The sequence below is a fragment of the Collimonas antrihumi genome (assembly GCF_018304965.1).
Classification (GTDB): Bacteria; Pseudomonadota; Gammaproteobacteria; order Burkholderiales; family Burkholderiaceae_D; genus Collimonas; species Collimonas antrihumi.
In genome coordinates, this window is record NZ_JAGQED010000020.1 from 31,348 (window position 1) to 54,285 (window position 22,938).

At 56.6% G+C, this 22,938-nt stretch carries 22 protein-coding genes; 12 read left to right on the forward strand and 10 right to left on the reverse strand.

The genetic code is table 11. The features are described 5' to 3' along the window. Nucleotides 1-46: 46 nt before the first annotated feature. A complete protein-coding gene (locus KHU29_RS15865; protein WP_211453732.1) occupies nt 47-697 on the forward strand; it encodes an SCO family protein in 651 nt (216 codons plus the stop codon). 90 nt (nt 698-787) lie between these two features. On the opposite strand, the gene KHU29_RS15870 is transcribed toward KHU29_RS15865, so the two are convergent. After that, complete coding sequence (locus KHU29_RS15870) at nt 788-1,294, reverse strand: nuclear transport factor 2 family protein (protein ID WP_211453733.1); 507 nt, start codon at nt 1,292-1,294, stop codon at nt 788-790. 233 nt (nt 1,295-1,527) lie between these two features. Here KHU29_RS15870 and KHU29_RS15875 point away from each other — a divergent pair, with 233 nt between their 5' ends. Further along, nucleotides 1,528-2,394, forward strand: a complete 867-nt coding sequence (locus tag KHU29_RS15875) for an SDR family NAD(P)-dependent oxidoreductase (RefSeq protein ID WP_211453734.1) — start codon at nt 1,528-1,530, stop codon at nt 2,392-2,394. Nucleotides 2,395-2,465: 71 nt separating this feature from the next. Here the strand turns inward: KHU29_RS15875 and KHU29_RS15880 are convergent, their stop codons facing one another. The 3 genes from KHU29_RS15880 to KHU29_RS15890 all read right to left on the reverse strand — a co-directional run bounded on the left by KHU29_RS15880 (nt 2,466) and on the right by KHU29_RS15890 (nt 4,749). Next, on the reverse strand, nt 2,466-2,729 hold the full coding sequence (locus tag KHU29_RS15880; RefSeq protein WP_211453735.1) for a hypothetical protein: 264 nt from the start codon (nt 2,727-2,729) through the stop codon (nt 2,466-2,468). A 225-nt stretch (nt 2,730-2,954) separates the two neighbouring features. Further along, nucleotides 2,955-3,896: an alpha/beta hydrolase gene (locus tag KHU29_RS15885; RefSeq protein ID WP_211453736.1), complete on the reverse strand. Its 942-nt coding sequence runs from the start codon at nt 3,894-3,896 to the stop codon at nt 2,955-2,957. 55 nt (nt 3,897-3,951) lie between these two features. Next, nucleotides 3,952-4,749 (reverse strand): SDR family NAD(P)-dependent oxidoreductase, encoded by a 798-nt coding sequence (locus KHU29_RS15890; RefSeq protein WP_211453737.1) that lies wholly within the window; start codon nt 4,747-4,749, stop codon nt 3,952-3,954. Nucleotides 4,750-5,321: 572 nt separating this feature from the next. Between KHU29_RS15890 and KHU29_RS15895 the strand changes: the two genes are divergently transcribed. Continuing rightward, nucleotides 5,322-6,383, forward strand: coding sequence for a helix-turn-helix transcriptional regulator (locus KHU29_RS15895; RefSeq protein WP_246542129.1), 1,062 nt, complete (start codon nt 5,322-5,324; stop codon nt 6,381-6,383). Nucleotides 6,384-6,475: 92 nt separating this feature from the next. On the opposite strand, the gene KHU29_RS15900 is transcribed toward KHU29_RS15895, so the two are convergent. The 3 genes from KHU29_RS15900 to KHU29_RS15910 all read right to left on the reverse strand — a co-directional run bounded on the left by KHU29_RS15900 (nt 6,476) and on the right by KHU29_RS15910 (nt 8,995). Beyond that, the gene (locus KHU29_RS15900; RefSeq protein WP_211453738.1) at nt 6,476-6,895 is read right to left on the reverse strand and encodes a nuclear transport factor 2 family protein; all 420 of its coding nucleotides are present in this window, start codon (nt 6,893-6,895) and stop codon (nt 6,476-6,478) included. A gap of 36 nt (nt 6,896-6,931) precedes the next feature. Further along, nucleotides 6,932-8,071, reverse strand: a complete 1,140-nt coding sequence (locus KHU29_RS15905; protein ID WP_211453739.1) for an LLM class flavin-dependent oxidoreductase — start codon at nt 8,069-8,071, stop codon at nt 6,932-6,934. Between the two features lie 66 nt (nt 8,072-8,137). After that, entirely contained in the window at nt 8,138-8,995 is an 858-nt protein-coding gene (locus KHU29_RS15910; protein ID WP_211453740.1) for an alpha/beta fold hydrolase, read from the reverse strand. 132 nt (nt 8,996-9,127) lie between these two features. Here KHU29_RS15910 and KHU29_RS15915 point away from each other — a divergent pair, with 132 nt between their 5' ends. The 7 genes from KHU29_RS15915 (at nt 9,128) to KHU29_RS15945 (ending at nt 18,122) form a co-directional block, all read left to right on the forward strand. Continuing rightward, the gene (locus tag KHU29_RS15915; protein WP_211453741.1) at nt 9,128-9,907 is read left to right on the forward strand and encodes an SDR family oxidoreductase; all 780 of its coding nucleotides are present in this window, start codon (nt 9,128-9,130) and stop codon (nt 9,905-9,907) included. 210 nt (nt 9,908-10,117) lie between these two features. Further along, nucleotides 10,118-11,836, forward strand: a complete 1,719-nt coding sequence (locus tag KHU29_RS15920) for a DUF1302 domain-containing protein (protein WP_246542131.1) — start codon at nt 10,118-10,120, stop codon at nt 11,834-11,836. 62 nt (nt 11,837-11,898) lie between these two features. Beyond that, a complete protein-coding gene (locus KHU29_RS15925) occupies nt 11,899-13,278 on the forward strand; it encodes a DUF1329 domain-containing protein (RefSeq protein ID WP_211453743.1) in 1,380 nt (459 codons plus the stop codon). Nucleotides 13,279-13,406: 128 nt separating this feature from the next. Continuing rightward, on the forward strand, nt 13,407-14,189 hold the full coding sequence (gene dmpE, locus KHU29_RS15930) for a 2-oxopent-4-enoate hydratase (RefSeq protein WP_211453744.1): 783 nt from the start codon (nt 13,407-13,409) through the stop codon (nt 14,187-14,189). Nucleotides 14,190-14,249: 60 nt separating this feature from the next. Further along, complete coding sequence (locus KHU29_RS15935) at nt 14,250-15,125, forward strand: acetaldehyde dehydrogenase (acetylating) (RefSeq protein WP_211453745.1); 876 nt, start codon at nt 14,250-14,252, stop codon at nt 15,123-15,125. Between the two features lie 45 nt (nt 15,126-15,170). After that, a complete protein-coding gene (dmpG, locus tag KHU29_RS15940; protein WP_211453746.1) occupies nt 15,171-16,202 on the forward strand; it encodes a 4-hydroxy-2-oxovalerate aldolase in 1,032 nt (343 codons plus the stop codon). A gap of 318 nt (nt 16,203-16,520) precedes the next feature. After that, on the forward strand, nt 16,521-18,122 hold the full coding sequence (locus KHU29_RS15945; RefSeq protein WP_211453747.1) for an ABC-F family ATPase: 1,602 nt from the start codon (nt 16,521-16,523) through the stop codon (nt 18,120-18,122). Nucleotides 18,123-18,246: 124 nt separating this feature from the next. Here the strand turns inward: KHU29_RS15945 and KHU29_RS15950 are convergent, their stop codons facing one another. Beyond that, nucleotides 18,247-18,831, reverse strand: coding sequence for a hypothetical protein (locus tag KHU29_RS15950; RefSeq protein ID WP_211453748.1), 585 nt, complete (start codon nt 18,829-18,831; stop codon nt 18,247-18,249). Between the two features lie 289 nt (nt 18,832-19,120). Here KHU29_RS15950 and nadA point away from each other — a divergent pair, with 289 nt between their 5' ends. After that, the gene (gene nadA / locus KHU29_RS15955; protein WP_211453749.1) at nt 19,121-20,284 is read left to right on the forward strand and encodes a quinolinate synthase NadA; all 1,164 of its coding nucleotides are present in this window, start codon (nt 19,121-19,123) and stop codon (nt 20,282-20,284) included. Beyond that, nucleotides 20,281-21,159, forward strand: coding sequence for a carboxylating nicotinate-nucleotide diphosphorylase (nadC, locus tag KHU29_RS15960; protein ID WP_092433096.1), 879 nt, complete (start codon nt 20,281-20,283; stop codon nt 21,157-21,159). The genes nadA and nadC overlap by 4 nt, the downstream gene beginning before the upstream one ends. Nucleotides 21,160-21,223: 64 nt before the next feature. Here the strand turns inward: nadC and KHU29_RS15965 are convergent, their stop codons facing one another. Both KHU29_RS15965 and KHU29_RS15970 read right to left on the reverse strand, forming a co-directional pair. Further along, nucleotides 21,224-21,421, reverse strand: coding sequence for a hypothetical protein (locus KHU29_RS15965; protein ID WP_211453750.1), 198 nt, complete (start codon nt 21,419-21,421; stop codon nt 21,224-21,226). Between the two features lie 206 nt (nt 21,422-21,627). Beyond that, nucleotides 21,628-22,926, reverse strand: coding sequence for a M20/M25/M40 family metallo-hydrolase (locus tag KHU29_RS15970; protein ID WP_211453751.1), 1,299 nt, complete (start codon nt 22,924-22,926; stop codon nt 21,628-21,630). Nucleotides 22,927-22,938 lie beyond the last annotated feature (12 nt).

Below are 22,938 nucleotides of genomic sequence, written 5' to 3' on the forward strand. Positions count from 1 at the left end.
TCGTATGAAATTGCAGTTCGTTAGTCCAATTTTGGGAGCGATTATCATGAAAACAGTCATTAAATCCTTGTCCGGCGCCTTGGTGCTGACGGCCGCCGGGATGATTGCGCCGGCTGCTCTTGCGGCCGCCACTGGCGCGTCGGCTGTAATGGCGGCTGTGGACGCACCAGATCCGCATGCCCACCATCATCACATGATGTCGGAGATCATGCGCTCGACGGTGGATTACACGTTGCCGCAGGTGTCGCTGGTGCGGGAAGATGGCAAAGCGGTGTCGCTCATCAATGAGCTGAATGACGGGCGGCCGGTGATTTTGACCTTTATCTACACCACTTGTACCTCGATCTGCCCCATGATCAGTCAGACGTTGTCGCAATTGCAGAGCGACCTCGGTAGCGATCGCGACAAAGTGCATATGGTATCGATCTCGATCGATCCTGAGCAGGATACGCCTGCGCGGCTGCGGGAGTATGCGAAAAAATACGGGGCTGGGCCTGAGTGGCAGCATTACACCGGGACGGTGGCGGCGAGTATCGCGACGCAGCGTGCCTTTGACGTCTATCGGGGCGACAAGATGAACCATAATCCGGTGACTCTGCTACGTGCTGCGCCCGGGAAGCCGTGGTTGCGGATCGATGGTTTTGCTACTGTGGCTGAGCTGCTGGGTGCTTACCACGAGTTGGTGGCGTCGAAATAAGTTGCTGCAAGGATGGGTTCGGTTAGCCGCGAGTAGTAGTTAAAAGGGGGCAGAGTCTGACCCCTTTTAACGGACCACGAAGTACAAACCTTAACCTTTCACCGGATGAGCCGGAGGCCCACCAGCAAACAAAATCCTGGCAGCGCCATCGGCAATATCAATCACCATCGTCGACATCACATTGCACCGAGTCTTACTGATCTTCCATTCGCCTTCAATCTTCCGATATTCGTCTTCGTAAAATGCGCCCAACTGCGTCACGGTTTTCTTGATCGTGTCGATTTGCTGGTAATGCAAGCCCCAGCTGGCGCGTGCCAGGTTTTGCTCCAATATCGCGATTTGCGGATTGACGCCATGGTGCATCTCGACGATGTGCGGATGACAGCCAAGCCGTACGAATACGTCGACCAGTTGATCGCGATGCGTGAAACATCCAACGACGCCGTAATCGATGACTACTTCACCTTCCATAAAACATGCGCGCATCCCTTCCGGATCTTTCCGGTCGCAGCAAAGAAGATAATCGGCTTTGAGCTGGCATATGGCCTGGATGTCTTCCATGCGGGTTAAACGTGCTTCCAATGCGTTCAGATCCATGCAGTTTTCCTTTTGTCTTGGTGTCGCAGCGGGGGCTGTCTGCAAAGAATAGAAAGAACCGCCATGTCCTGCATCGTCTCTATGGACGACGACTTCGGTGCAATCGGGTTTTAGTCTCTTCGGACGATGGCGTATGCGCCTTGCGATGAAATGATGGTGCGGCGTAGCTGTTGCTTGGACCAATCTTAGCCAATGCGTATTGTGCAAACCAACATGACAAAACAGGAGACCGCATGACCGCTCAACATTCGAATATCGTCGCCGTTGTCACCGGCGCTTCGCGCGGGGCCGGCAAGGGCATCGCGCTGGCACTCGGCGCTGCCGGGGCTACCGTGTACGTTACCGGCCGTTCACAGCAGGAAGGTGACGCTGCGTTGCCAGGTACCATATATGCCACCGCAAAGGAGATCGATGCACCCGGCGGCATCGGAATCCCGGTAGTGTGCGATCACGCTAGCGATGCTCAGGTTGCAGCCTTGTTCGAGAGAGTAGGGCGCGAGTCGGGACGGCTCGATATCCTGGTTAATAATGCTGCGTTTATTCATGATCAGTTAATCCAGCGCGGCGGTTTCTGGGAGAAGTCGCTGGACCTGGTGGATATCCTGGATGTCGGTTTGCGCTCGGGTTATGTGGCGAGCTATTACGCTGCGCCTTTGCTGATCGCCAGCGGCAAGGGGTTGATCGCTTTTACGTCGTCCTACGGCGCCAGTTGTTATATGCACGGCCCGGCTTACGGTGCGCAGAAGGTCGGTGTCGATAAATTCGCCAAGGATATGGCGGTTGATCTACGTGCGCATAACGTGGCCGCGGTATCGCTCTGGATGGGGCCGCTCAGAACTGAACGGACGCTCGGTGTATGGGAGCGTGAACCGGATAAATATGCGGCATTTGCGCCGTATGCCGAGAGCCCGCAGTTTACCGGCATGCTGGTGGATGCGTTGTATCGCGATCCGCGCATGATGGATAAATCCGGGCAAGTGCTGGTCGGGGCTGAGTTGGCGTTGGAATACGGAATACGCGATCTGGATGGCAAGCAGCCGCCGTCGTATCGTGAAATGTTGGGCGGGCCGACACAGGCCCATCCGGCGCTGGTCGAGTAAGCGGTTTTGGAGGCGCCCGCAGGAGGCGCAGCGGGCGCCTCCGCGCTGCTCTACTCTACCTGTGCGACTGCCTAGCGCCCGTGCAACTGCAGCATGGCCCAGACATTGCCGCGGTAGCTTGGATATTGTTCGGAATTCTGCGCCTGTTCCAGCGCTGTCGCAGATTGCTGTACGGCAAGTGCCAGTCCGCCGAGGCCGGCCAGAACGAACAAGGTGCAGCCGATAAGACGAAATAATCTGGCGGTCCTGCGAGGGTGGGAAGCATTTTTGCCAGCCATGCTGCCATGGCTCTGAAACTTGTTCGCTCCAGACCGATGCGCGGTGCGGTAGTTCATGATTGTCTCCTATGTCTGCCAAGATTGATTCCTGGAAACTAGTTCTTTGCCGGCTTTTTGCCGTGCTTTTATCTGCTACTTTTGGTACTGCCTTTACTGCATCTTCCACATATCCCGTTGCCTTGACCTCGTCCAAATAGACTATTCGCCTGATTATTTATTGCTTGCCAAAACGACACCGGACAGCTGATCGCTAATTCAGCCCGCTTGTCGCCCTGGCTGAGGTCAATCCTGATGGCCGAGCGCCCGGCTGACCGCATTTGCGCCTAGCACCAGCGCATCGTCGGCGGCTTGCATCATGCCCGTCATGCTGGCAAAACCGTGAAATACGCCATCCCAGCATTTGAACTCGACCGGCACCCCGGCATGCTGCAGGCGCTTGGCATAGGCCGCGCCTTCGTCGGCAAGGGGATCGCATTGTGCGGTAATGATGGTGGCGGAAGGCAGGCCGGCCAGATCGACGGCTTGAGCCGGAACCGCATGGCCGTTCTGGCGATCCGCCGGATGCTTCAGGTATTGGCGCCAGAACCATTGCATCATGTCGCGCGTAAGCAGGTAGCCGCTGGCGTAGCTGTCGAACGAGGGTGTATCGCAGGCGGCGTCGATGACTGGATAAAACAGCAATTGGTGTGAAATTCGCGGTAGATTCTGTGCCGGATCGCGGGCCATCAAGGTGCACGCTATGGCCAGGTTGCCACCTGCGCTGTCGCCGCAGACTGCCAAGCGATGCGGATCGATCTGGCATTCCCCGGCATGTGCATGCAGCCACTGCAACGCGGCGCGCGCATCGTCGAGCGCTGCCGGGAAGGGCGCATCCGGGGCCAGCCGGTAATCCACCGCGATTACGGCGCAGCCACTCAGATTGGCCAGGCGGCGGCAGAGGTTGTCATGCGATTCCAGATCGCCGTCAACCCAGCCGCCGCCGTGGAAAAACAGGATTGCCGGCAACGTTGCGCCCGGCTTTGGATGATACAGACGCAGCGCCAGCGGGCCGCCGGGGCCGGTGATGACGCGATCGGCAATCTGCGCTACGAGTTCATTGGAAGGGGGCAGTTTTTGCTGGGCGATCATGGCCCGGTAGTCACTCGCCTGCAATGTCGCAAAGTCTGGTTGAGGGATGGCGGCGAACATCGACAGAATCGCCTGGGCTTGCGGATCAATGGTCATTGATGCTCCGGAAAGAAAAGGTAAGAGGGGGGGCGGAGAGGGGGGCAACGGCGGCTTATTCAACCGCCAGCAGGGTTTCCATCCGCTGCCTGAGCGCGGGCTTGAGAATCGCCGCGTGCGGATAAATCCAGAACTTGTCGGCGTCGACGCCAGCCAGGACAATGTCGGCCAGTTCGTCGGGATGCATGCCGGCGCTGATCATGTTGCGCAAAAAATCGTTGCTGCCGGCGACTTGCGGATCGTCCTGAGCCGGGACGATATCGCGGCAGATGCCGGTATTGACCGGGCCCGGACAGACAATCGAGATTTTCAAGGGCAGCTTCAGTGCGCTGAATTCCTGCTGCATGGTTTCGCTCAACGCCACCATGCCGTGCTTGGATACGGTGTAAGGCGCAAGCCAGGGGCCGACCAGCAAGCCGGCCAGGGATGCGATATTGACAATGTGACCAGATCCTTGTTCTATGAAGCGCGGCACGAAGGCGCGAGCGGTGCGGATCGCCGCCCACAGATTGATGTCCAGCACCTTTGCCCACTGCGCTTCGTCCAGCTCCCAACTGCGGCCGCTGACCAGCGTGCCGGCACAGTTGTAGAGCCAGTCGACCTGGCCGAAAGCGGCGAAGGCGTGCTCGCTCAATGCCGTAATCTGTTCTGCTCTGGATAGATCGGTTTTGAGTATCGAGATACGGACTGAAGGGGCTGCCTTGGCGATATGCGCGGCGCTTTGGCGTAAGCCGTCCTCGTCAATATCCGCCAGCACCAGATTGATGTTTCGTTTCGCCAAGGCATAGCTGATGGCGCGGCCGATCCCGCTGGCGGCGCCGGTGATCACGGCGCAACGCGATGATGAGGGCATGAAGAATCTCCGGTATGAGAAATGTTATGCCCTCACTATCCGCATAGCCGTCATGCATTGCATCGTCCGTAAGGACGATGTCAATCCGCGCCAAGGCTCGTACTTTGTCCTGCAGTTGCAAAGGGATGCAAGGTATTGCTAATTCGTCACATTTTGCGGATTGATACACGGATTGATACAGCAAATAAATGCATCGTGTTGCGGTGATGTGGAATGCTGGATATCAAGCAAAAATTATCGGCGCGAGGCCTTATGTCAATTCGTCATGTCAGCGCAATATCCCTTTCGTGACGATGTCAAAATCTGGCACAATAAGATCGGATTTGACGACCATGTACCTGGCAAAGCCGGTGGTTTTGCTATCGATTCCGCACGGTATTTTTGACTTGACCGCCTCTTGATCGGGTATTTCAGCGTGAGCTGCAAATGATCCAGACATGGTCTGGATGTTGTTTGATGCGGATACTATAACTATGAAAAATGCGACAGCAATTTTTCCGTTGGAGACATACAGTGAGTTGGTTGGTGCAGTCTATGATGGTCTTTTAGAATCTATCCCGTGGCAAAAGTGCATGCTGCGGATGCGTACAGAGTTCGCCGCCAATTACGTCACCTTGATCCTGCGTTCGCCGCGTGCCGGCGATCATGGCTTGATGATCAATGTCGGTGATACCACCACGGAAGGCTTGATTTCCTACAACAGCCATTTTTACGCGATGGATCCGTTTGTCGGATTGCCGTCCGATAAAATGGTGACCATCAACGAAATCGTTGACGAAGAACGTTGGGTGGCGATGCCGTTCTACCAGGAGTTTCTTTATCCGGTCAACGTGCATCGGCTGATGGGCGCCGATATCGTGCTGGAGGATGGCGGTGAATGCCGCTTGCGGGTTTGCCGGCCGCGCGACGTGCCGGATTTTTCGGCGCGCGACAAGGCGCTATGCAGCATGCTGTTGCCGCACTTCAAGCGCGCCATAACGCTGCACGGGAAACTGGATCTGGTCGAATCCGAACGCAAGCTGTATGCCGGCGCCATGGACCGATTGATGGTTGGCACCGTGATGCTCGATCAGCACGGGCGGGTGCTGCAAACCAATCGCCAGGCCGACGTCATCTTGCAAGCCGGTGACGGCATACGGATCGTCAGCAATATGCCGCACGCCACCCACGCTGCGGACAACCGTGAATTGCAGAAACTGATCAAAGCGGCGCTAGGCCGCCATGGCAATCAGAAGACGGCAACGGTAGTCGATGCCATTTCGGTGGTGCGCAATTCCGGCAAGCGCAATCTTGGCGTAGTCGTGCATAGTGTGGCGCCGAGCGAATGGTCGGAAGGGAAAATCCGGCCGGCGGCGATTATCTATATCCGCGATCCCGAGCACAAGGCCGAGGCGCCGCACGAAATAGTGCGCCAGCTGTTCAACTTTACGCCGGCCGAGGCCAACCTGGCGATGCAACTGGCGAATGGATTGTCGCTGGAAGACGCCGCCATCGAACTGGGCATCAGGCGCAATACCGCACGCGCGCATCTACGGGCGATTTTTTCAAAAACGGACGTTACCCGCCAGACCGAGCTGGTGCGGATACTGTTGAATAGTGTGGCGACCATGGGGATACGCGAGACGCATTCGTAAGGCCAGTCGTAAGGCTAGTCGTCAGCTGCTGAAAATAAAAATGCCGCCGAAATTATCGGCGGCATTTTTTCTTTGCATGAACGGAAAAATTTTCAGGACACGGATTTTTCATCCCAGAATGCACGTAACCCGGCAATTTTTCCTGTTTTGTCGAGCTTGAAATTTTCGATTATCTGCAAGGTTCCTTGGGCGGCGCCGACGACTTCGATATGCATGGAGAAGTGCACGATCGCCTCATTGCCGCAGACTACGATGCTTTCCAGCGTCGGTGTAAATTTGGTCGGGAAGGCGGCCGCGCGCTGCCAGAAGGCGAGTAGCGCCGGCTTGCCTTCGATGGCAGGAACCCCGACCGGATCTTCGACGCGTGCATTGTCGGAAAACAAGGCGGCGCGCGCCTCGCTATCGCCATTGCGCCAGCTATCCAGATAGGCGTTTACCGCGCCGCTGACCTGCTCCGGCGTGACATCTGATTGTATGGCGTTCAACAGTTGCTTCATCATGGTCTTGATCAAGATAATTCCTTCCGAAAGTTGTTCTGGTCGATAAATTTATTGCGCCGCCGCTAAAGCGCGGAAATGCGGGATGACATGGGTGCCGATCTGACGAATGGTTTCCAGCTGGACTTCGCTGGGCACGGTTCCCATCTGCACCAGGAACAGGATTTCGTCAGCGCCGGCGTCAATCAATTGTTGCACATAGTTGATGCATTGCTGAGCGCTGCCATAGGCGTGTTCAGCGTTATACAAACCGGTAGCCTCGGTGCCGTAAGAGATCTTTTCCTGGCCGAGATAGGCTTCGACCTGTTGTCGCGACTGGTTCATGATCTCGATGGTTTGCTCGGCTTCCAGGTCGTCGACTTGTGGTTCAGGGCCGTTTTGATACCAGCGTGCCAGCGACTCGGCAAAGAAACGCTGGCCGCGCACGCCAATCCGTTTACCCCGTTCGGCGTCGTCGAGAACGGTAGCGGGGCAGAGCGCTGCGACGTGGCGCGTGGCGAATTCGCCGATCTGGTCGGCGGCCTTGCGGCTGCCGAAGGCTTCCTGATAGGTAGCTACCTTTTTGCGGATATCGTCCGGTCCGCCGAAGCCCAATACCAGCGCGCCCAGCCCGAGCTTACCCGCCGCCACCAGCGTTTCATGGCGGGTGCAAGCCATGTACATGGGCGGGTGCGGTTGCTGATAGGGCTTGGGATGAATAGGCCGTGGGGGAATGTCCAGGCCGGTGGTAGCGCTTTTGTAGGAGAACTCGCCGTCGCGCCACATCTGCGGGATGATCTTCATCGATTCCTCGATTTGCGGGCCGAGATTTTCCAGTTTCTCGCCGAAAGCGCCAGCCTCCTGCTGCGTGCCGCCTTTACCCATGCCGAAATGTAGACGGCCGCGCGACAAAATATCCAGCGTGGCGATGCGTTCGGCCACCTTGATAGGATGATTCATGCGATGCGGCAGGCAAACTACGCCGTGGCCGATGCCAAGACGGGTAGTGCGGCCGGCCAGGAATGCGAGAAATGTTTCCGGCGCAGACATATGCGAATACTGGCTGAGCGAAGTGTGTTCGACCGCCCAGACAATATCGAAACCAAGCTGTTCTGCGAGCAGGCATTGCTCTATCGTGTCGTGGAAAACCTTTGCCTCATTCTGGCGCGAGATATCCACCATCTGCGCTTCGTAGATCAGTGAGAATTTCATTTCTTTCCTTTTCTTTTCCAGGGCAGCGATTACCGAATGGCAAACCGGCGAATTGACGTCAGGAGGTTAGATCTTGGAGGCTAAAAATTCCAGGCACAGGCGATTGAAGGTCTCCCGATGTTCCACCATCACCCAGTGGCCGCAGCGGTTGATCAGCAACATGCGCGCGTCGCGGCAATGCTCCATGATTTTCATGGCGCCTGAAGCTGGATTGAATTTGTCGTCGGTGCCCCAGAAACCCAGCACCGGACAGGCAATCTCGCCCAGCCGCTCGATCATGTTCGGCACCCGCATCGTCGACAGCACCGTTGTCGGCTGCAGGTCGCAGACCGGCAGCCGTTCGGCGATCAGGGTGTCGGTGATATGCGTGGTGTCGTACACCAGCAAGGACATCAGTTCGCGCATGGTGACGGCGTTGAGCTGGCGGCCGGTGAACAGCGCCATCATTTTCTGGATGCCTTCCATGCGGAAATACGTCTCGCGTTCTTCTACTCCGCCGGGAGCCATCAATATCAGTTTTGCGACTTCCTGCGGATAGTCGAGCGCATATTTCAAGGCAATCGCGCCGCCCAGGGAATTGCCGACCAGGGTGCAACGGTTGATGCCGGTTATTTGCAGGAACTGATGCAGGACGCCGACAAAGTAATCCAGTATGTATTCGTTATCCTCGGGCTTGGAGGAGAGGCCATAACCAGGCAAATCAGGAACGATGACCCGATAGCCTTGTTCCGCGAAGACTGGATAGTTCTGCTTGAAATTGCTGAATCCGCTGGCGCCAGGACCGCTGCCATGCAGGAATACAACGATATTGTCGCCATTGCCACTGTTGTTGCCACTGTCGTTGCCACTATCGTGATAGTGGATTGTCATGTCCTTGTCCAGCACTACCTGCTTGCCGACTGGGATAGGGGAAGCTTGTGTCATGTCGAGGTCCGATGGTCAATGTTGATTGGGTCATTGGATCATGGCTGCGATGACACATCGCTACATCGTCTTTTCAGACTATGTATTAGCTGCCGCATTTGCTTACCATGCAGATTTAAGCGGGAGATTCGAATGAGTAGCGCAGTTGACTATGCCGGCAAAGTGGTGCTGGTTACCGGGGGAACCCGAGGCATCGGCCGGAGTATTGCAGAAGCATTCATGGCGCAGGGCGCAACGGTGGTGATTTGCGGGCGCCAGCCACCGCTGCAAGCGCTGCAGGTTGCCGGCAGGGAGGCGTTGTTCTTTGCCGCCGATGTCCGCAACGGCGCGCAAATGCAAGAAGTCTTCGCCGCGATCAAGGAGCGCTTCGGACGGCTCGATGTGTTGGTCAACAACGCCGGTGGCAGCCCGCATGTGATGGCTGCAGACGCCTCGCCGCGCTTCAATGAAGCGATCATCAGCCTGAACCTGACCGCGCCGCTGGATCTGGCACAGCGCGCCAACGCGTTGATGCAAGAGCAGGATGGCGGCGTGATTGTTTTCATCGGCAGTGTCAGCGGCATACGCCCGTCGCCGGGCACTGCGGTCTACGGCGCTGCTAAAGCAGGTGTGTTAAGCCTGGTGCGCTCGCTTGCCATCGAATGGGCGCCCAAGGTGCGCGTGGTGGCGCTGAGTCCGGGATTGGTGCTGACGGAAGAATCGCACCAGCATTATGGCGATGCCGACGGCCTGGCCGCCATCAGTTCCACCATTCCTCTGGGACGGCTGGCAATGCCTGAGGATATCGCAGCGGCTTGCCTGTACCTCGCGTCGCCCGCTGCGGCCTACGTCAGCGGCACCAACCTGGTGCTTGACGGCGGCGGCGAACGCCCCGCGTTTTTGGCAGCTGCCAACGTCCAGCGCAGCGCTTGATTGTGGTTTTTCAGAATGGTTTAAATGGTTCGAAACGACTAAGTGAAAAATGTAGTCCATTTAAACGATGTACGCAGCGCCTCAAAAAAAGACACTGAATCGACGCAAAAAAAATCTAACGTGCGTGCATGTGTCGAACAACGTGGCGTCGAACAAAGTGGAGTTCACGCCGCCAGGTGCAATCCAATAACAACCATGGAGACAAGGGACATGAAGAGAACTCGAGCGGCCCAAAAGCCGAAGACAGTGCGGCGTTTCACGGAAGCCGCACTATTGATGGCTTGCGCGCAATCGGCATTTGCGGGCAGTACCGTGGATCTGGGAGATAACACCACTCTCGATTACGCCGCGACGATTAACTATGGCGTTGGCGTTCGCACCAAAAATCCGTCGGACGCCATCATCAACGGCCCGATCGGTGCATCCGGCTTGCCGAGCACCATCAACGGCGACGACGGCGACCGCAATTTCAGGAAAGGCAGCCTGACGACCAATCGGATCAGCGTTTTGCTGGAAGGGAATCTGAAGCACGACAATCTGGGTTTCTTTGCGCGCGGCAGCATGTTTTACGACAATGCGTACAACACCCTGAATGCAAATAATTCGCCAGGCACTGTCAATAAATCCGGACCTAACAACCAGTTCACCGACGGCGCACGCGATTACGACGGGCAGCGCATACGCTTGCTCGACGCCTATGGTTACGGCGATTTCAACCTGGCCGGCACCAAGCTGAATGTCCGGGCCGGGCAGCAAGTGGTGCAATGGGGCGAGTCCCTGTACTTCCCGAATATCGCCGGCGCGCAAGCACCGGCAGATGCCACCAAGGCCAATGTGCCGGGCGCGGAGGTCAAGGACATATTGCTGCCGACCGGGCAGATTTCAGGCCAGTGGGCGATCAATAACAAGGTAAGTTTGCTGGGCTATTACCAGTACCAATATAAGCCGACCGAACTGTCGCCTGCAGGCGATTATTTCAGTACCGCAGACATGATCGGTCCTGGCGCCGACCGCATCTATACTTTGGCGAATCCGTTGCTGGCTTTCCCCGCTGGCGCTGCATTGCCCGGCTTGCCACACGCGTTGATTGCCACACGCGGACCTGATATCAAGCCGAAAAACACCGGCCAATGGGGTATCGGCACGCGTTTCCGCCTGAGTGAAAAAACCGAGTACGGCCTGTACTACCTGCATTACGACGATAAGAATCCTACCGTCGTCACTAATTTCGGGATTGCCACACTGTATCCGGGGAATGGCGTCATCCCGCCGATTACCTCAGCTTTGCTGCCGCCGGCGTTTCAAAACCTGCCGGTCACTTATCAGATCAAATATTTCGACAACATCAAACTGGCGGGCGCTACTTTTTCGACTGAGCTAGGTGGCTACAACGTCGCCGGCGAAATCAGTTATCGCGATGGTGCGCCGGTGTTGGTGAATGCACCGGCGGGACCAACCGCAAGCCGCTCCAAATCGTGGCAGGGCCAGCTGTCGGCGATCAAGCTGTTTGAGAAAACGCCGATTGCAGACTCTATGGTGTTGACGGCTGAAGTCGCGGTGCATCAGGTATTGAGTGTCGATAAGGTTGCCATGGGAGGGGCTCAGTTCGACCAACTGACCAATACCAAATCGTCCTGGGCTTATACGTTGGCATGGACACCAAGCTACAACAACGTGTTCAGCGGCTGGGATCTGGATGTGCCGGTGACGTTTCAGCAGGTGGTCAATGGCACGCCAGCGGTGGCAGGCAGCTTCGGCAGCCTGACGGGGAAGGGTGATACCCGCCTGAGCGTCGGCGCCAACTTCAAGTATCTGAGCAATCTGCAAGTGTCCCTGGCATATAACGCCTACCTGGGCGGCGCCAATGCCACTACGCGGCCGCTCGCGGACCGTGACTATGTGACGTTTAACGTCAAGTACAGCTTCTGACGTCGGTTGATGTCTGAGTTTGTGTAATTTGTGTTCCAAGCAATTCAAGAATTGAGGACTAAATGAAAACGTTTATGCAAAAAATCGCGCTGACCGCGATATCTGCCGGCGCGCTGGTCATGGCGAATCCCACCTGGGCCAAGCTCAGCGCGGATGAAATCAAATCCCTGGGTACCACGCTGACACCAATGGGCGCGGAAAAGGAAGGCAATAAAGATGGCACGATCCCGCCGTATTCGGGTAAATGGCTGGGTGCGCCGCCGGGGATGAATTTCTCAGGTACCGGCAAAGTTTATCCTGACCCATATGGTACCGAGAAGCCGCTGTTTACGATTACCGCCCAAAACATGGCGCAGTATGCAAGCCGTCTGAGCGAAGGCGAAAAGGCCATGTTCAAGAAATATCCGGCGACATTCCGCATGCCGGTCTATCCGAGTCACCGTGACTTCCGCTACCCCGACAAGGTGCTTGCCAACGTCAAGGACAACGCGGCATCGGCGACACTGGCCGACGATGGCCTGAACTTGAAAGGCGCATTTGGCGGACCGGCTTTCCCGATTCCGAAATCGGGTATCGAATTGTTGTGGAATACCCAGACGGTATATCGCGCCACCAATGAGATAGCGACATACGATCAGGCAGTGGTGTATCCGGAAGGGAATATCGCCTGGGGCCGGGTCAGCTACAAGATCCTGGCGCCGATCAATAACCTCAGTCTGGACCGCAAAGAATTCAGTGGGCCGTCGAACTATTTCAACGTTACTACGCTGGTGCCGGATCGCGACAAGGGCACCATCATCGTCGGTAATGAAACCACCGATTTCGCCAATCATCCACGGCTGTCGTGGCAGTACAGCCCTGGCACGCGGCGTGTACGGCAGTTGCCGAGCTACGGTTTCGACATGCCGAATGGCGCCGGCGGATTCCGTACCGTCGATGATGACCGGTTGTTTAATGGTTCACCTGAACGCTATGACTGGAAAATCCTGGGCAAGAAGGAAATCTATATTCCGTACCACGCCTACAAGCTTGACGATCCGAAGGTGAAATATGCCGAGATGCTGACCAAAGGCCATATCGATCCGGATCTGATGCGCTATGAGTTGCATCGTGTCTGGCTGCTGGAAGGCACCGTCAAGCAGGGCGTGCGTCACCAGTATGCCAAGCGCGTGATGTATGTCGACGAGGATAGCTGGAACTCGGTCATGGCGGACAACTACGATTCACGCGGGGAACTCTGGCGCGTCGCGATGGTGAACCTGGTCTATGCCTATGACTTGCAGGGATATCACGTGCGGGTAGCGCTGTATCACGATCTGCAGTCGGGAGCCTACCTGGCCGACCGCCTGGCCAACGAGCAGGCGAAACCGGCCAAAATCAACTCCGGTGAATTGAAAGCATCCGATTACACCCCGGATGCGGCCAGACAGTCCGGCCTGTGAGATTGCGGGCTGACCGTTTGCGGGGTATGAGCTTGATAATCCGACAGATGTAGCCGCATCACGACGCCGGCCGCTGGCCGGCGTTTTGCAGTGCATCTGCTGCAACACGACTATGGTAGTGAACACTCATGAATTATGCAGAACTTGATGCCCTGGGCGATGGCTTGTATGACGCCTGGCGCATGCGAAAAACGCTGGCGCCGTTGACCTCGCGCGTACCAACGCTGACGATAGACGACGCCTACCGTATCCAGCAACGGATGGTGGCGCGCCGCATCGAACAGGGCGAGTATGTCATCGGCAAGAAAATCGGCGTCACCAGCAAGGTGGTGCAACAAATGCTGGATGTGCATCAGCCGGATTTTGGCATCCTGCTGTCCGGCATGCACTACGAAGATGGCAGCGCGATCGCCATGGATACGCTGATACAGCCGCGTGCCGAAGGGGAAATCGTGTTTTACCTGAAACACGATTTGCGCGGCCCCGGGATTACGCCGGCGCAGGTGCTGGCAGCGACGGAAAGCGTGGCGGCCTGTTTCGAAATCGTCGACTCGCGCATCCATGACTGGAAAATAAGAATTCAAGATACGGTTGCCGACAACGCTTCCTGCGGCGTGTTTGTGATTGGCACGGAACGCATCGATCCGGCGACGCTGGACCTGGCGCTGTGTGAAATGACGATCGAAAAAAACGGCGAAATAATCGCTACCGGCAATGGCGCCGCTGCGCTTGGCCATCCAGCCAATGCGGTGGCCTGGTTAGCCAATGAACTTGGGACGCGTGGCATTTCGATGAAGGCGGGGGAGCCGATTCTATCCGGTTCGCTGGCGCCGTTGATACCGGTGGTGGCAGGCGATGTCTTAAGCGTGCGCATCGGCGGCATCGGCAGCTGCAGCGTGTCGTTCATATAGCCGGCCGCAAAGAGTGGGACTGTAGATCAGCAAGATTGTAGACCTGAGGATGAAACAACCATGAAGAAAATCAAATGCGCCTTGATCGGCTCCGGTAATATCGGCACCGATTTGTTGTACAAGCTGCGTCGCAGCCCCTATCTGGAACCGGTCTGGATGGTGGGTATCGAGGAGGCGTCGGAAGGGTTGGCGCGAGCCCGGGAAATGGGCTTGAAAACCACCGCCGGCGGTGTCGACGGCTTGCTGCCCCACGTCAAACAGGACGATATCAGAATCGCGTTCGATGCGACTTCGGCCTACGTCCATGCCGAAAATTCGCGCAAGCTCAATGAGCTGGGTGTGTTGATGCTGGATCTGACGCCGGCCGCAATCGGACCGTACTGCGTCCCTAGCGTCAACCTGCCTGAATCCACTGAAGGGATTTTCAATCTGAACATGGTGACCTGCGGCGGCCAGGCCACGATTCCTATGGTGCATGCGGTATCGCGGGTGCAGCCGGTGGCTTACGGCGAGATTGTCGCCACCGTTTCGTCGCGTTCGGTCGGTCCTGGCACGCGCAAGAATATCGATGAATTCACGCGCACCACGGCAGGGGCGATCGAGAAAGTCGGCGGCGCGCAAAAGGGCAAGGCCATCATCGTCATCAATCCAGCCGAACCGCCTATCGTCATGCGCGACACCATTCATTGCCTGACGGTGGATGAACCGAATCGCGACGCGATTACAGCATCGGTACATAAGATGGTAGAGGCAGTACAGCAATACGTACCCGGCTACACGCTGAAGAACGGCCCTGTGTTCGAAGGTAATCGGGTCTCGATCTATGTTGAAGTGCTGGGTCTGGGCGACTATCTGCCGACCTACGCCGGCAATCTCGACATCATGACCGCGGCAGCGACCAATACCGCCGAGTTGTTTGCACAGAAGATGCAATAAAAAATATGCAATAAGCCGGCTATCTTGAACAGGAAGGAATGGATTATGGATTTTCGTGGAACTAAAGTTGTGGTGCATGACATGTCGCTGCGCGACGGCATGCATCCGAAACGTCATCAGATCTCGCTGCAGCAGATGCAAAGCATTGCTGCCGGACTGGATGAAGCCGGCGTGCCGTTGATCGAGGTCACTCACGGCGATGGCCTGGGCGGCGCTTCGGTCAATTACGGTTTTCCTGCGCATAGCGACGAGGAATATCTGCGCGGCGTGATTCCGTTATTGAAGAAAGCCAAGGCTTCAGCGTTGCTGATTCCGGGCATCGGCACCGTCGACCATTTGCACATGGCGCATGAATGCGGGGTCGGCACGATTCGCGTCGCCACCCATTGCACCGAGGCCGATGTCTCGGAACAGCATATCGGGTTATCGCGCAAACTTGGTTTGGATACCGTGGGCTTCCTGATGATGGCGCATATGACGGAGCCGGCAAAGTTGCTGGAGCAGGCGCGGTTGATGGAATCGTATGGCGCCAATTGTATCTACGCCACCGATTCGGCCGGCTACATGCTGCCGGAACATGTGCGCGCCTGCATCGGCCTGCTGCGTGAAAAACTCAAGCCGGAAACTGAAATCGGCTTTCACGGCCATCACAACCTGGCGATGGGCGTTGCCAATTCAGTGGTGGCGGTCGAGTATGGCGCACGCCGCATCGATGCCGCCGCCGCCGGCCTGGGAGCAGGGGCCGGCAACACGCCGATGGAAGTGTTCGTTGCAGTATGCGAACGCATGGGAATTGAGACTGGCGTCGATGTGTTCAAGATTTCCGACGTTGCCGAAGATCTGGTGGTGCCTATCATGGATCATCCGATCCGGATCGACCGCGATGCCTTGACGCTGGGGTATGCCGGCGTTTATTCCTCGTTCCTGCTGTTTGCCAAACGCGCCAGCGCCAAGTACGGCATCCCGGCACGCGACATTCTGGTGGAGCTGGGGCGGTGCCGGATGGTTGGTGGCCAGGAAGACATGATCGAAGACACTGCATTGACCATGGCGCGTGAGCGGCAGGTGGCTAAGTAATCGGCATTAATCAGCATTAATCGGCACTAATCGGCATCTGGATAAATATTGTCAAATAGGAATATTTGGCAATATTTCAGTTTTATCATCAAAACCGGCGGACCAATCCGCCGGTTTTCGTTTTTATCCGCTGACTGACGTTGGAAATGGCCTCATCCTGGTCAGTTACAGTGCCGAATTCGTGGGAAACAGGACGGTAAGTCGTTGTTTTTAGGGTGGCCCGCACTAGGGTGGCCCGCAGTGCACAATTGCGGATACTGTATAATGCCGCCTCATTGTCTAACCCCATGATTCAATTAAGAAAAGAACCAGTTTAAGATGCTTTCCACCGCAAATATCACGATGCAGTTCGGCCCCAAGCCGCTGTTTGAAAACATTTCAGTCAAATTCGGCGACGGTAACCGCTATGGTTTGATCGGCGCGAACGGCTGCGGCAAGTCGACGTTCATGAAGATCCTGGGCGGCGACCTGGAGTCTTCGGCCGGCAACGTGATGCTCGATCAGCACGAGCGCCTGGGTAAATTGCGTCAGGATCAGTTTGCGTTTGAAGAGATGCGGGTACTTGACGTGGTGATGATGGGCCACACTGAAATGTGGGCAGCGATGGCCGAGCGCGATGCGATCTATGCCAATCCCGAAGCCACCGACGACGACTACATGAAGGCGGCCGACCTGGAAGCCAGGTTTGCCGAATACGACGGCTATACCGCCGAAGCGCGCGCCGGCGAACTGCTATTGGGCGTGGGTGTTTCGATCGATCAGCATCAGGGGCCGATGAGCAATGTCGCACCGGGCTGGAAGCTGCGCGTATTGCTGGCGCAGGCGCTGTTTTCGAATCCGGATATCCTGCTGCTCGACGAGCCGACCAATAACCTCGATATCAACACCATCCGCTGGCTGGAAGATGTGCTGAACCAGCGCAATTCGACCATGATCATCATTTCCCATGATCGCCATTTCCTGAATCAGGTATGTACCCACATGGCCGACATGGACTACGGCACATTGAAGGTTTATCCGGGCAATTACGATGACTACATGCTGGCGTCGTCGCAGGCACGCGCGCAGCAGTTGTCGATGAATGCCAAGGCCAAGGACAAGGTCGCCGAGTTGCAGGATTTCGTGCGCCGCTTTGCCGCCAACAAATCGAAGGCGCGCCAGGCCACCTCGCGCGCCAAGCAAATTGAAAAAATCAAGGTCGAGGATGTCAAGCCATCCAGCCGCGCCAATCCGTTCGTGCGTTTCGACGGCGAGAAGAAGCTGCATCGGCTGGCAGTCGAAGTGCAGGGCATCAGCAAGACTTACGACCGGCCGATCTTCAAGAATTTCAGCATCATGGTTGAAGCCGGCGAGAAAATCGCCATCATCGGCGCCAACGGCGCCGGTAAGACCACGCTGTTGCGCAGCATCGGCGGCACCGACATCGCCGGCCTGGCAGCAGACAGCGGCCTGGTGAAATGGGCGGAAAATGCCAATGTCGGCTACATGCCGCAAGATCCGACTGAAGATTTCGCCACCGACAAGACACTCACCGACTGGATGGGCCAGTGGACCCAGGAAGGCGATGATGACCAGGCCGTGCGTTCCAGCCTGGGCCGTTTGCTGTTCAGCGGCGACGACGTCAAGAAATCGGTCAAGGTATTGTCCGGCGGCGAGAAGGGCCGCATGATGTACGGCAAGCTGATGCTGGGCCGCCACAACGTGCTGCTGCTGGACGAACCGACCAACCATATGGACATGGAGTCGATCGAATCACTCAATATCGCGCTGGAGAAATATGCCGGCACCCTGATTTTCGTTTCGCATGACCGCGAGTTCGTGTCATCGCTGGCGACCCGGATTTTGGAAGTCAAGGAAAACGGAATAGTCGACTTCCAGGGTTCTTACGAGGATTACCTGACTAGCCAGGGTATCGAGTAAATCTCTGGAATCAGGCGCAGAAACTGCTGCGCCGTGTTGCAAAAAAAGCGTGGCAGAATTTATCTGTCACGCTTTTTTTTATCACCGAACTGTCGAGTTCAACCACCCTACGGTACGGTGTTTTCTATGGCTGCTGCCGTTCGCCGAGATACAACAATTGATCCAGCCGGCCACGCAGGCTGCGGGCGATTTCCTCGCCCTTGGCTTTGAGTACCGCTTCCAGGTAAACCTGCCGCAATTCGCGAAAATCCTGGACGCTGCCGGCGCGTTCGACTTTCAGCTGCAAGCCGTATCCGCGCAAACCGATCATGCTCTTGATGGTGTCGTTGTAAAAATGATAAATCGCTTCAAACTGGGTTTGTCCTGGTGGCAGCACTTGTTCATCGGATACGGGCGTGACAACGGGCGGCGGGATGTTTTTCGACACCGGCGCTTCGGCAGCGGCGGCTGTGTTATTGACGGCGCTGGCTGCGTTCACGGTGTTGGCACTGGCACTGCCGGCATCAGCGGTGGCCTGGATCAGGCCGGCTTGCAGTAATTCATCCAGATGTTCCTGTCCCAGCCCCAGGCCGGCTACTTTCCTCAGCAACTCATCGTTGCCAGTCTTGCCATCTACCAGCAGTAACAGCGTGCGCAGGCGTGGCGCTACGGTTTGGCCGCGCGTTGCTATTTCTGTACGGCCGCGCTCGGTTTTGTCGAAAATACTCATGATCTCCCCATACTCTCTTTTATTGCATCCGAAAAAATGCGTGAGGATTTGATCCGGCAGATTTTCAGTCACAGTCTTTTGTGATAATTGTGAAATCATAGTACGGGAGTTCATTCCAGCTTGCAATACGGTAATGTTAAGGCACTCCCTAACAGATAGCGGTAGAATTCCAGTCCGCACACACTGCGGCAAAATATGCTGTTGCGCCTTCTGTCGTATGATTGCGCTATTACCGCACTTACCTACGCATTTACCTACGTACTTACCCACGCATTTACCCATCATCGCCATGCAAACCCACGCCATCAAAACCGTTGAATTCGAGCGGCCGCAAATGGATCTAGGCAACAGCTTAGGTTCTGGCTCAGGCACTAGCTGCACCGCCCATGCCTGGGCTCGCGTCCCGGATACCCCCACGCCAGACCAGAAAATCGCGCTCAAGGAGCGTATAAAACGCTTGCTGAAAGAACAGCAGGCGGTACTGGTCGCCCATTATTATGTCGATGGCGATTTGCAGGACCTGGCAGAGGAAACCGGCGGCTGCGTCTCCGATTCTCTGGAAATGGCGCGCTTCGGCCGCGATCATCCGGCCAAGACATTGGTGGTCGCGGGCGTCAAGTTCATGGGGGAAACCTCAAAAATCCTGAGTCCGCACAAGCGCGTGCTGATGCCCGACCTGGACGCCACCTGTTCGCTCGACCTGGGTTGCCCTGCTGATGAGTTTTCCGCGTTTTGCGATGCCCACCCTGATCGCACCGTGGTGGTGTACGCCAATACCAGTGCCGCCGTCAAAGCGCGTGCCGACTGGATGGTCACTTCCTCCATCGGGCTCGACATAGTGGCCCATTTGCATGCCCAAGGCAAAAAAATCCTGTGGGCGCCCGATAAGCATCTGGGCGGTTATATACAAAAACAGACCGGCGCCGACATGCTGTTGTGGCAAGGTTCCTGCCTGGTGCATGACGAGTTCAAGGGTGTCGAGCTGGAATTGCTGCGTCAGCAGCACCCGAACGCAAAGATCCTGGTGCATCCGGAGTCGCCGGAAGCGGTGGTGGCGCAAGCCGATGTAGTCGGCTCCACCACGCAGCTGATCGCCGCCGCCCAGCGCCTGGATGCCGACGAATTCATCGTCGCTACCGACAACGGCATCTTGCACAAGATGAGAATGGCAGCGCCGGGCAAACGCTTTATCGACGCTCCGACCGCCGGCAACAGCGCCACCTGCAAGAGCTGCGCGCATTGCCCGTGGATGGCGATGAATGGCTTGCAGAATCTGGCCGATGTGCTGGAATCTGGGAGCAATGAAATCCATGTCGATGCCGAAATCGGCCGCAAGGCAGTGGTCTGCATCGATCGCATGCTCGACTTTGCGGCGCAACGCAAAGCCAATGTGCGCCCGTCCGGCGATCTGGCGCAAGAACAAAAACTGTTTTCAGGAATCGGTCCCGCATGAGTACTTCCACCAGCACTTTAGAGAATCGTTTCGCGCCGTTTGACGCCGCGCTGCAAACGGCGTTCGATAATAATATCCGCACCGCGATTGCCGAAGACGTCGGCAGCGGCGACCTGACCGGCAAGCTGGTCCCCGAGCAACAAATGGTCAAGGCGCGCGTCATCGTGCGCGAACAGGCAGTGTTGTGCGGCGCGCCATGGTTCGAAGCCGTGATGCGGCAGCTTGATGCGCGCATTCATATCGACTGGTCTTACGCCGAAGGCGATCTGATGAGCGCCGACAGCCAGGTTTGCCTGATCACCGCACCGGCCCGGGCGCTACTGACCGCCGAGCGCGGCGCCTTGAATTTCCTGCAATTGCTGTCTGGAGTAGCCAGCGCGACGCGTATTTACGTCAACGCCATTGCCGACACCAAGGCGCATATTCTCGATACGCGCAAAACCTTGCCCGGTCTGCGGCTGGCGCAAAAATATGCGGTACGGGTAGGTGGCGGACATAACCAGCGGCTGGCCTTGTACGACGGCATCCTGATCAAGGAAAATCACATCGCAGCGGCTGGCGGCATTGCAGCAGCCATGCAGGCGGCCGACAAGCTGGATGCCGGTGTGACGGTGCAGATTGAAGTGGAAAGCCTGGTGCAGCTGGATGAAGCATTGCGCGCAGGCGCGAAATCGATTCTGCTCGATAACTTCAGCCTCGATGCGATGCGTGATGCAGTCAACCTGACCGCCGGCAGGGCGTTGCTGGAAGCTTCCGGCGGCATCAACATGGAGACGGTGCGGGCGATTGCTGAAACCGGCGTCGACCGGATTTCTATCGGGAGCCTGACCAAGGATATCCGGGCGACCGATTATTCACTGCGGATTATCGAGTAAATTGTACTTGGTTGTATTTAGTTGTATTCAGACGTGTGCGCAATGGCAATGATTGCGCATGCGCTCAGTGAATAAGTTTTGCTGCAGTGAACGCCAGGGCCGTCAGGGAGACGGCTGTGACGATAAACCATCTTAGAAGAGTGGACTCAAGTTTGGACACATCTTCTTTGGTAGCCATATGGTCCAGGCGTGTTTCGATTCGCGTCATACGGTCACGCGCCTCGGCTGCAAATTCTTCAAGTTTTGTGATTCTGGTTTCCATGCTGCGATGGTAGCCGTGGTCAGCACCGGAATCAAGCTTCTTGCCCTTGACGTGCATCGATTTAGGTATTTACTGCATGCAGCTGCAGGTGTCGTATGCCGTTATTGCGCCTGGGCACGCAACACCTGTCACGCTGTTGCACAGCAAGGTTCTTCGGCAACAGACCCTGGGTATCCGCGGTTTTATCCGCGGTTATATCCAATGCCTTACTGGACTTTACCCTGAGCAAAATCCATGATCAGCCGCGTCGATAAATACAAGCGCGGAACAATGGTATTCAGCAGGACGTATTCAGCATCATTCGAATGCGCGCCATAACCGGTCAGTCCCATTCCTTCGATCACAGCACCTTTCGATTTCAATGCAGCGAATGCTGCGTCGGTGCCCCCACCACTAGCCACATCTACTATCGTCATCGGCAAACCGAGTTCCTGATATATCGCCTTGCCGTGGGCCGACACTGCGCGCGACGCAGCATTGGTTTCCAGCGGCGGCCGCCGCATTTCAAATTTCAGATGGACTTTGGCATCCGGGATCAGTTGATTCTTGACGCGTTCCTGCAATTGGGTTTGCAATTGCTCGAAGTCGCTCATCTTCAAGGCGCGGGCATCGGCTTGCGCACTGGCGCTGGCAGGAATCACGTTGCGGTTGGTGCCGGCTTGCGCCACGGTCCAGTTCAATTTCAGGCCGCGTTCCGGTTGCGACAACGCGTTCAGCTGCAACAGCTGGTGTGACAGTTCATACAAGGCGTTGACACCTTTCTCTGGCGCGGCCCCGGCGTGTGAAGATTTTCCGTCAACCGTCAGATATGCTGCTGCGATACCACTGGTCGCCAGCCGCAATTCGCCCTTGGCGCCGCCGCCTTCGTAGGAAAACACGGCATCTTGTTCTGCGCCCAGTTTGGTATGCAAGCTGCGGCCACCCGGCGAGCTGATTTCTTCGTCACCGTTAATCAGCACGGTCAACGTGTCGTAATCCTTGAAGCCGATTTTTTTCAGGATGGCGATGGTATGCAGGATGGTGGCCACGCCTTGCTTGTCGTCGGCAATGCCGAGGCCGTAGGCTTTGTCGCCGTCGACCCGGTATTGCTGATCCTTCAGCATGCCGCGCAGGTACACCGTATCCATGTGGGCGATCAGCATGATCTTGCGCTTGCCGGTGCCCTTGAACACCGCATGGACGATTTGCCCGATCTTTTCCGGCGTGTCGCCCATGCGATAAATTTCCGGGGCGTCCAGCAGCTCAGCCTGGCCGCCCAGCTGCGTCAGGCGATCGCGAATCAGGCTAGCGATCTTCGCCAGACCTTCCAGGTCCTTGCTGCCCGATTCGATATTCACCAGATCGCGCATGGTATCCATCATTGCCGGTTTTTCCTTTTGCGCCAGCTCATATACCGGTGCCACTGGCGCCACCGGGGCCGCCAACGCCAGGCCGGCACTCAATGTCAACGCTGGAAAAATCAGGCTATTGAGCAGATTTTTTTTCAAGGAAAGGGATGCTTGCATCAATTTTTGTCT

Excerpts from the sequence above, each read along its gene's own strand:
- KHU29_RS15865 (WP_211453732.1), top strand. The coding sequence starts at position 47 with ATGAAAACAGTCATTAAATCCTTGTCCGGCGCCTTGGTGCTGACGGCC.
- KHU29_RS15870 (WP_211453733.1), bottom strand. The coding sequence starts at position 1,294 with ATGGATCTGAACGCATTGGAAGCACGTTTAACCCGCATGGAAGACATC.
- KHU29_RS15875 (WP_211453734.1), top strand. The coding sequence starts at position 1,528 with ATGACCGCTCAACATTCGAATATCGTCGCCGTTGTCACCGGCGCTTCG.
- KHU29_RS15880 (WP_211453735.1), bottom strand. The coding sequence starts at position 2,729 with ATGAACTACCGCACCGCGCATCGGTCTGGAGCGAACAAGTTTCAGAGC.
- KHU29_RS15885 (WP_211453736.1), bottom strand. The coding sequence starts at position 3,896 with ATGACCATTGATCCGCAAGCCCAGGCGATTCTGTCGATGTTCGCCGCC.
- KHU29_RS15890 (WP_211453737.1), bottom strand. The coding sequence starts at position 4,749 with ATGCCCTCATCATCGCGTTGCGCCGTGATCACCGGCGCCGCCAGCGGG.
- KHU29_RS15895 (WP_246542129.1), top strand. The coding sequence starts at position 5,322 with ATGCTGCGGATGCGTACAGAGTTCGCCGCCAATTACGTCACCTTGATC.
- KHU29_RS15905 (WP_211453739.1), bottom strand. The coding sequence starts at position 8,071 with ATGAAATTCTCACTGATCTACGAAGCGCAGATGGTGGATATCTCGCGC.
- KHU29_RS15910 (WP_211453740.1), bottom strand. The coding sequence starts at position 8,995 with ATGACACAAGCTTCCCCTATCCCAGTCGGCAAGCAGGTAGTGCTGGAC.
- KHU29_RS15915 (WP_211453741.1), top strand. The coding sequence starts at position 9,128 with ATGAGTAGCGCAGTTGACTATGCCGGCAAAGTGGTGCTGGTTACCGGG.
- KHU29_RS15920 (WP_246542131.1), top strand. The coding sequence starts at position 10,118 with ATGAAGAGAACTCGAGCGGCCCAAAAGCCGAAGACAGTGCGGCGTTTC.
- KHU29_RS15925 (WP_211453743.1), top strand. The coding sequence starts at position 11,899 with ATGAAAACGTTTATGCAAAAAATCGCGCTGACCGCGATATCTGCCGGC.
- dmpE (WP_211453744.1), top strand. The coding sequence starts at position 13,407 with ATGAATTATGCAGAACTTGATGCCCTGGGCGATGGCTTGTATGACGCC.
- KHU29_RS15935 (WP_211453745.1), top strand. The coding sequence starts at position 14,250 with ATGAAGAAAATCAAATGCGCCTTGATCGGCTCCGGTAATATCGGCACC.
- dmpG (WP_211453746.1), top strand. The coding sequence starts at position 15,171 with ATGGATTTTCGTGGAACTAAAGTTGTGGTGCATGACATGTCGCTGCGC.
- KHU29_RS15945 (WP_211453747.1), top strand. The coding sequence starts at position 16,521 with ATGCTTTCCACCGCAAATATCACGATGCAGTTCGGCCCCAAGCCGCTG.
- KHU29_RS15950 (WP_211453748.1), bottom strand. The coding sequence starts at position 18,831 with ATGAGTATTTTCGACAAAACCGAGCGCGGCCGTACAGAAATAGCAACG.
- nadA (WP_211453749.1), top strand. The coding sequence starts at position 19,121 with ATGCAAACCCACGCCATCAAAACCGTTGAATTCGAGCGGCCGCAAATG.
- nadC (WP_092433096.1), top strand. The coding sequence starts at position 20,281 with ATGAGTACTTCCACCAGCACTTTAGAGAATCGTTTCGCGCCGTTTGAC.
- KHU29_RS15965 (WP_211453750.1), bottom strand. The coding sequence starts at position 21,421 with ATGGAAACCAGAATCACAAAACTTGAAGAATTTGCAGCCGAGGCGCGT.
- KHU29_RS15970 (WP_211453751.1), bottom strand. The coding sequence starts at position 22,926 with ATGCAAGCATCCCTTTCCTTGAAAAAAAATCTGCTCAATAGCCTGATT.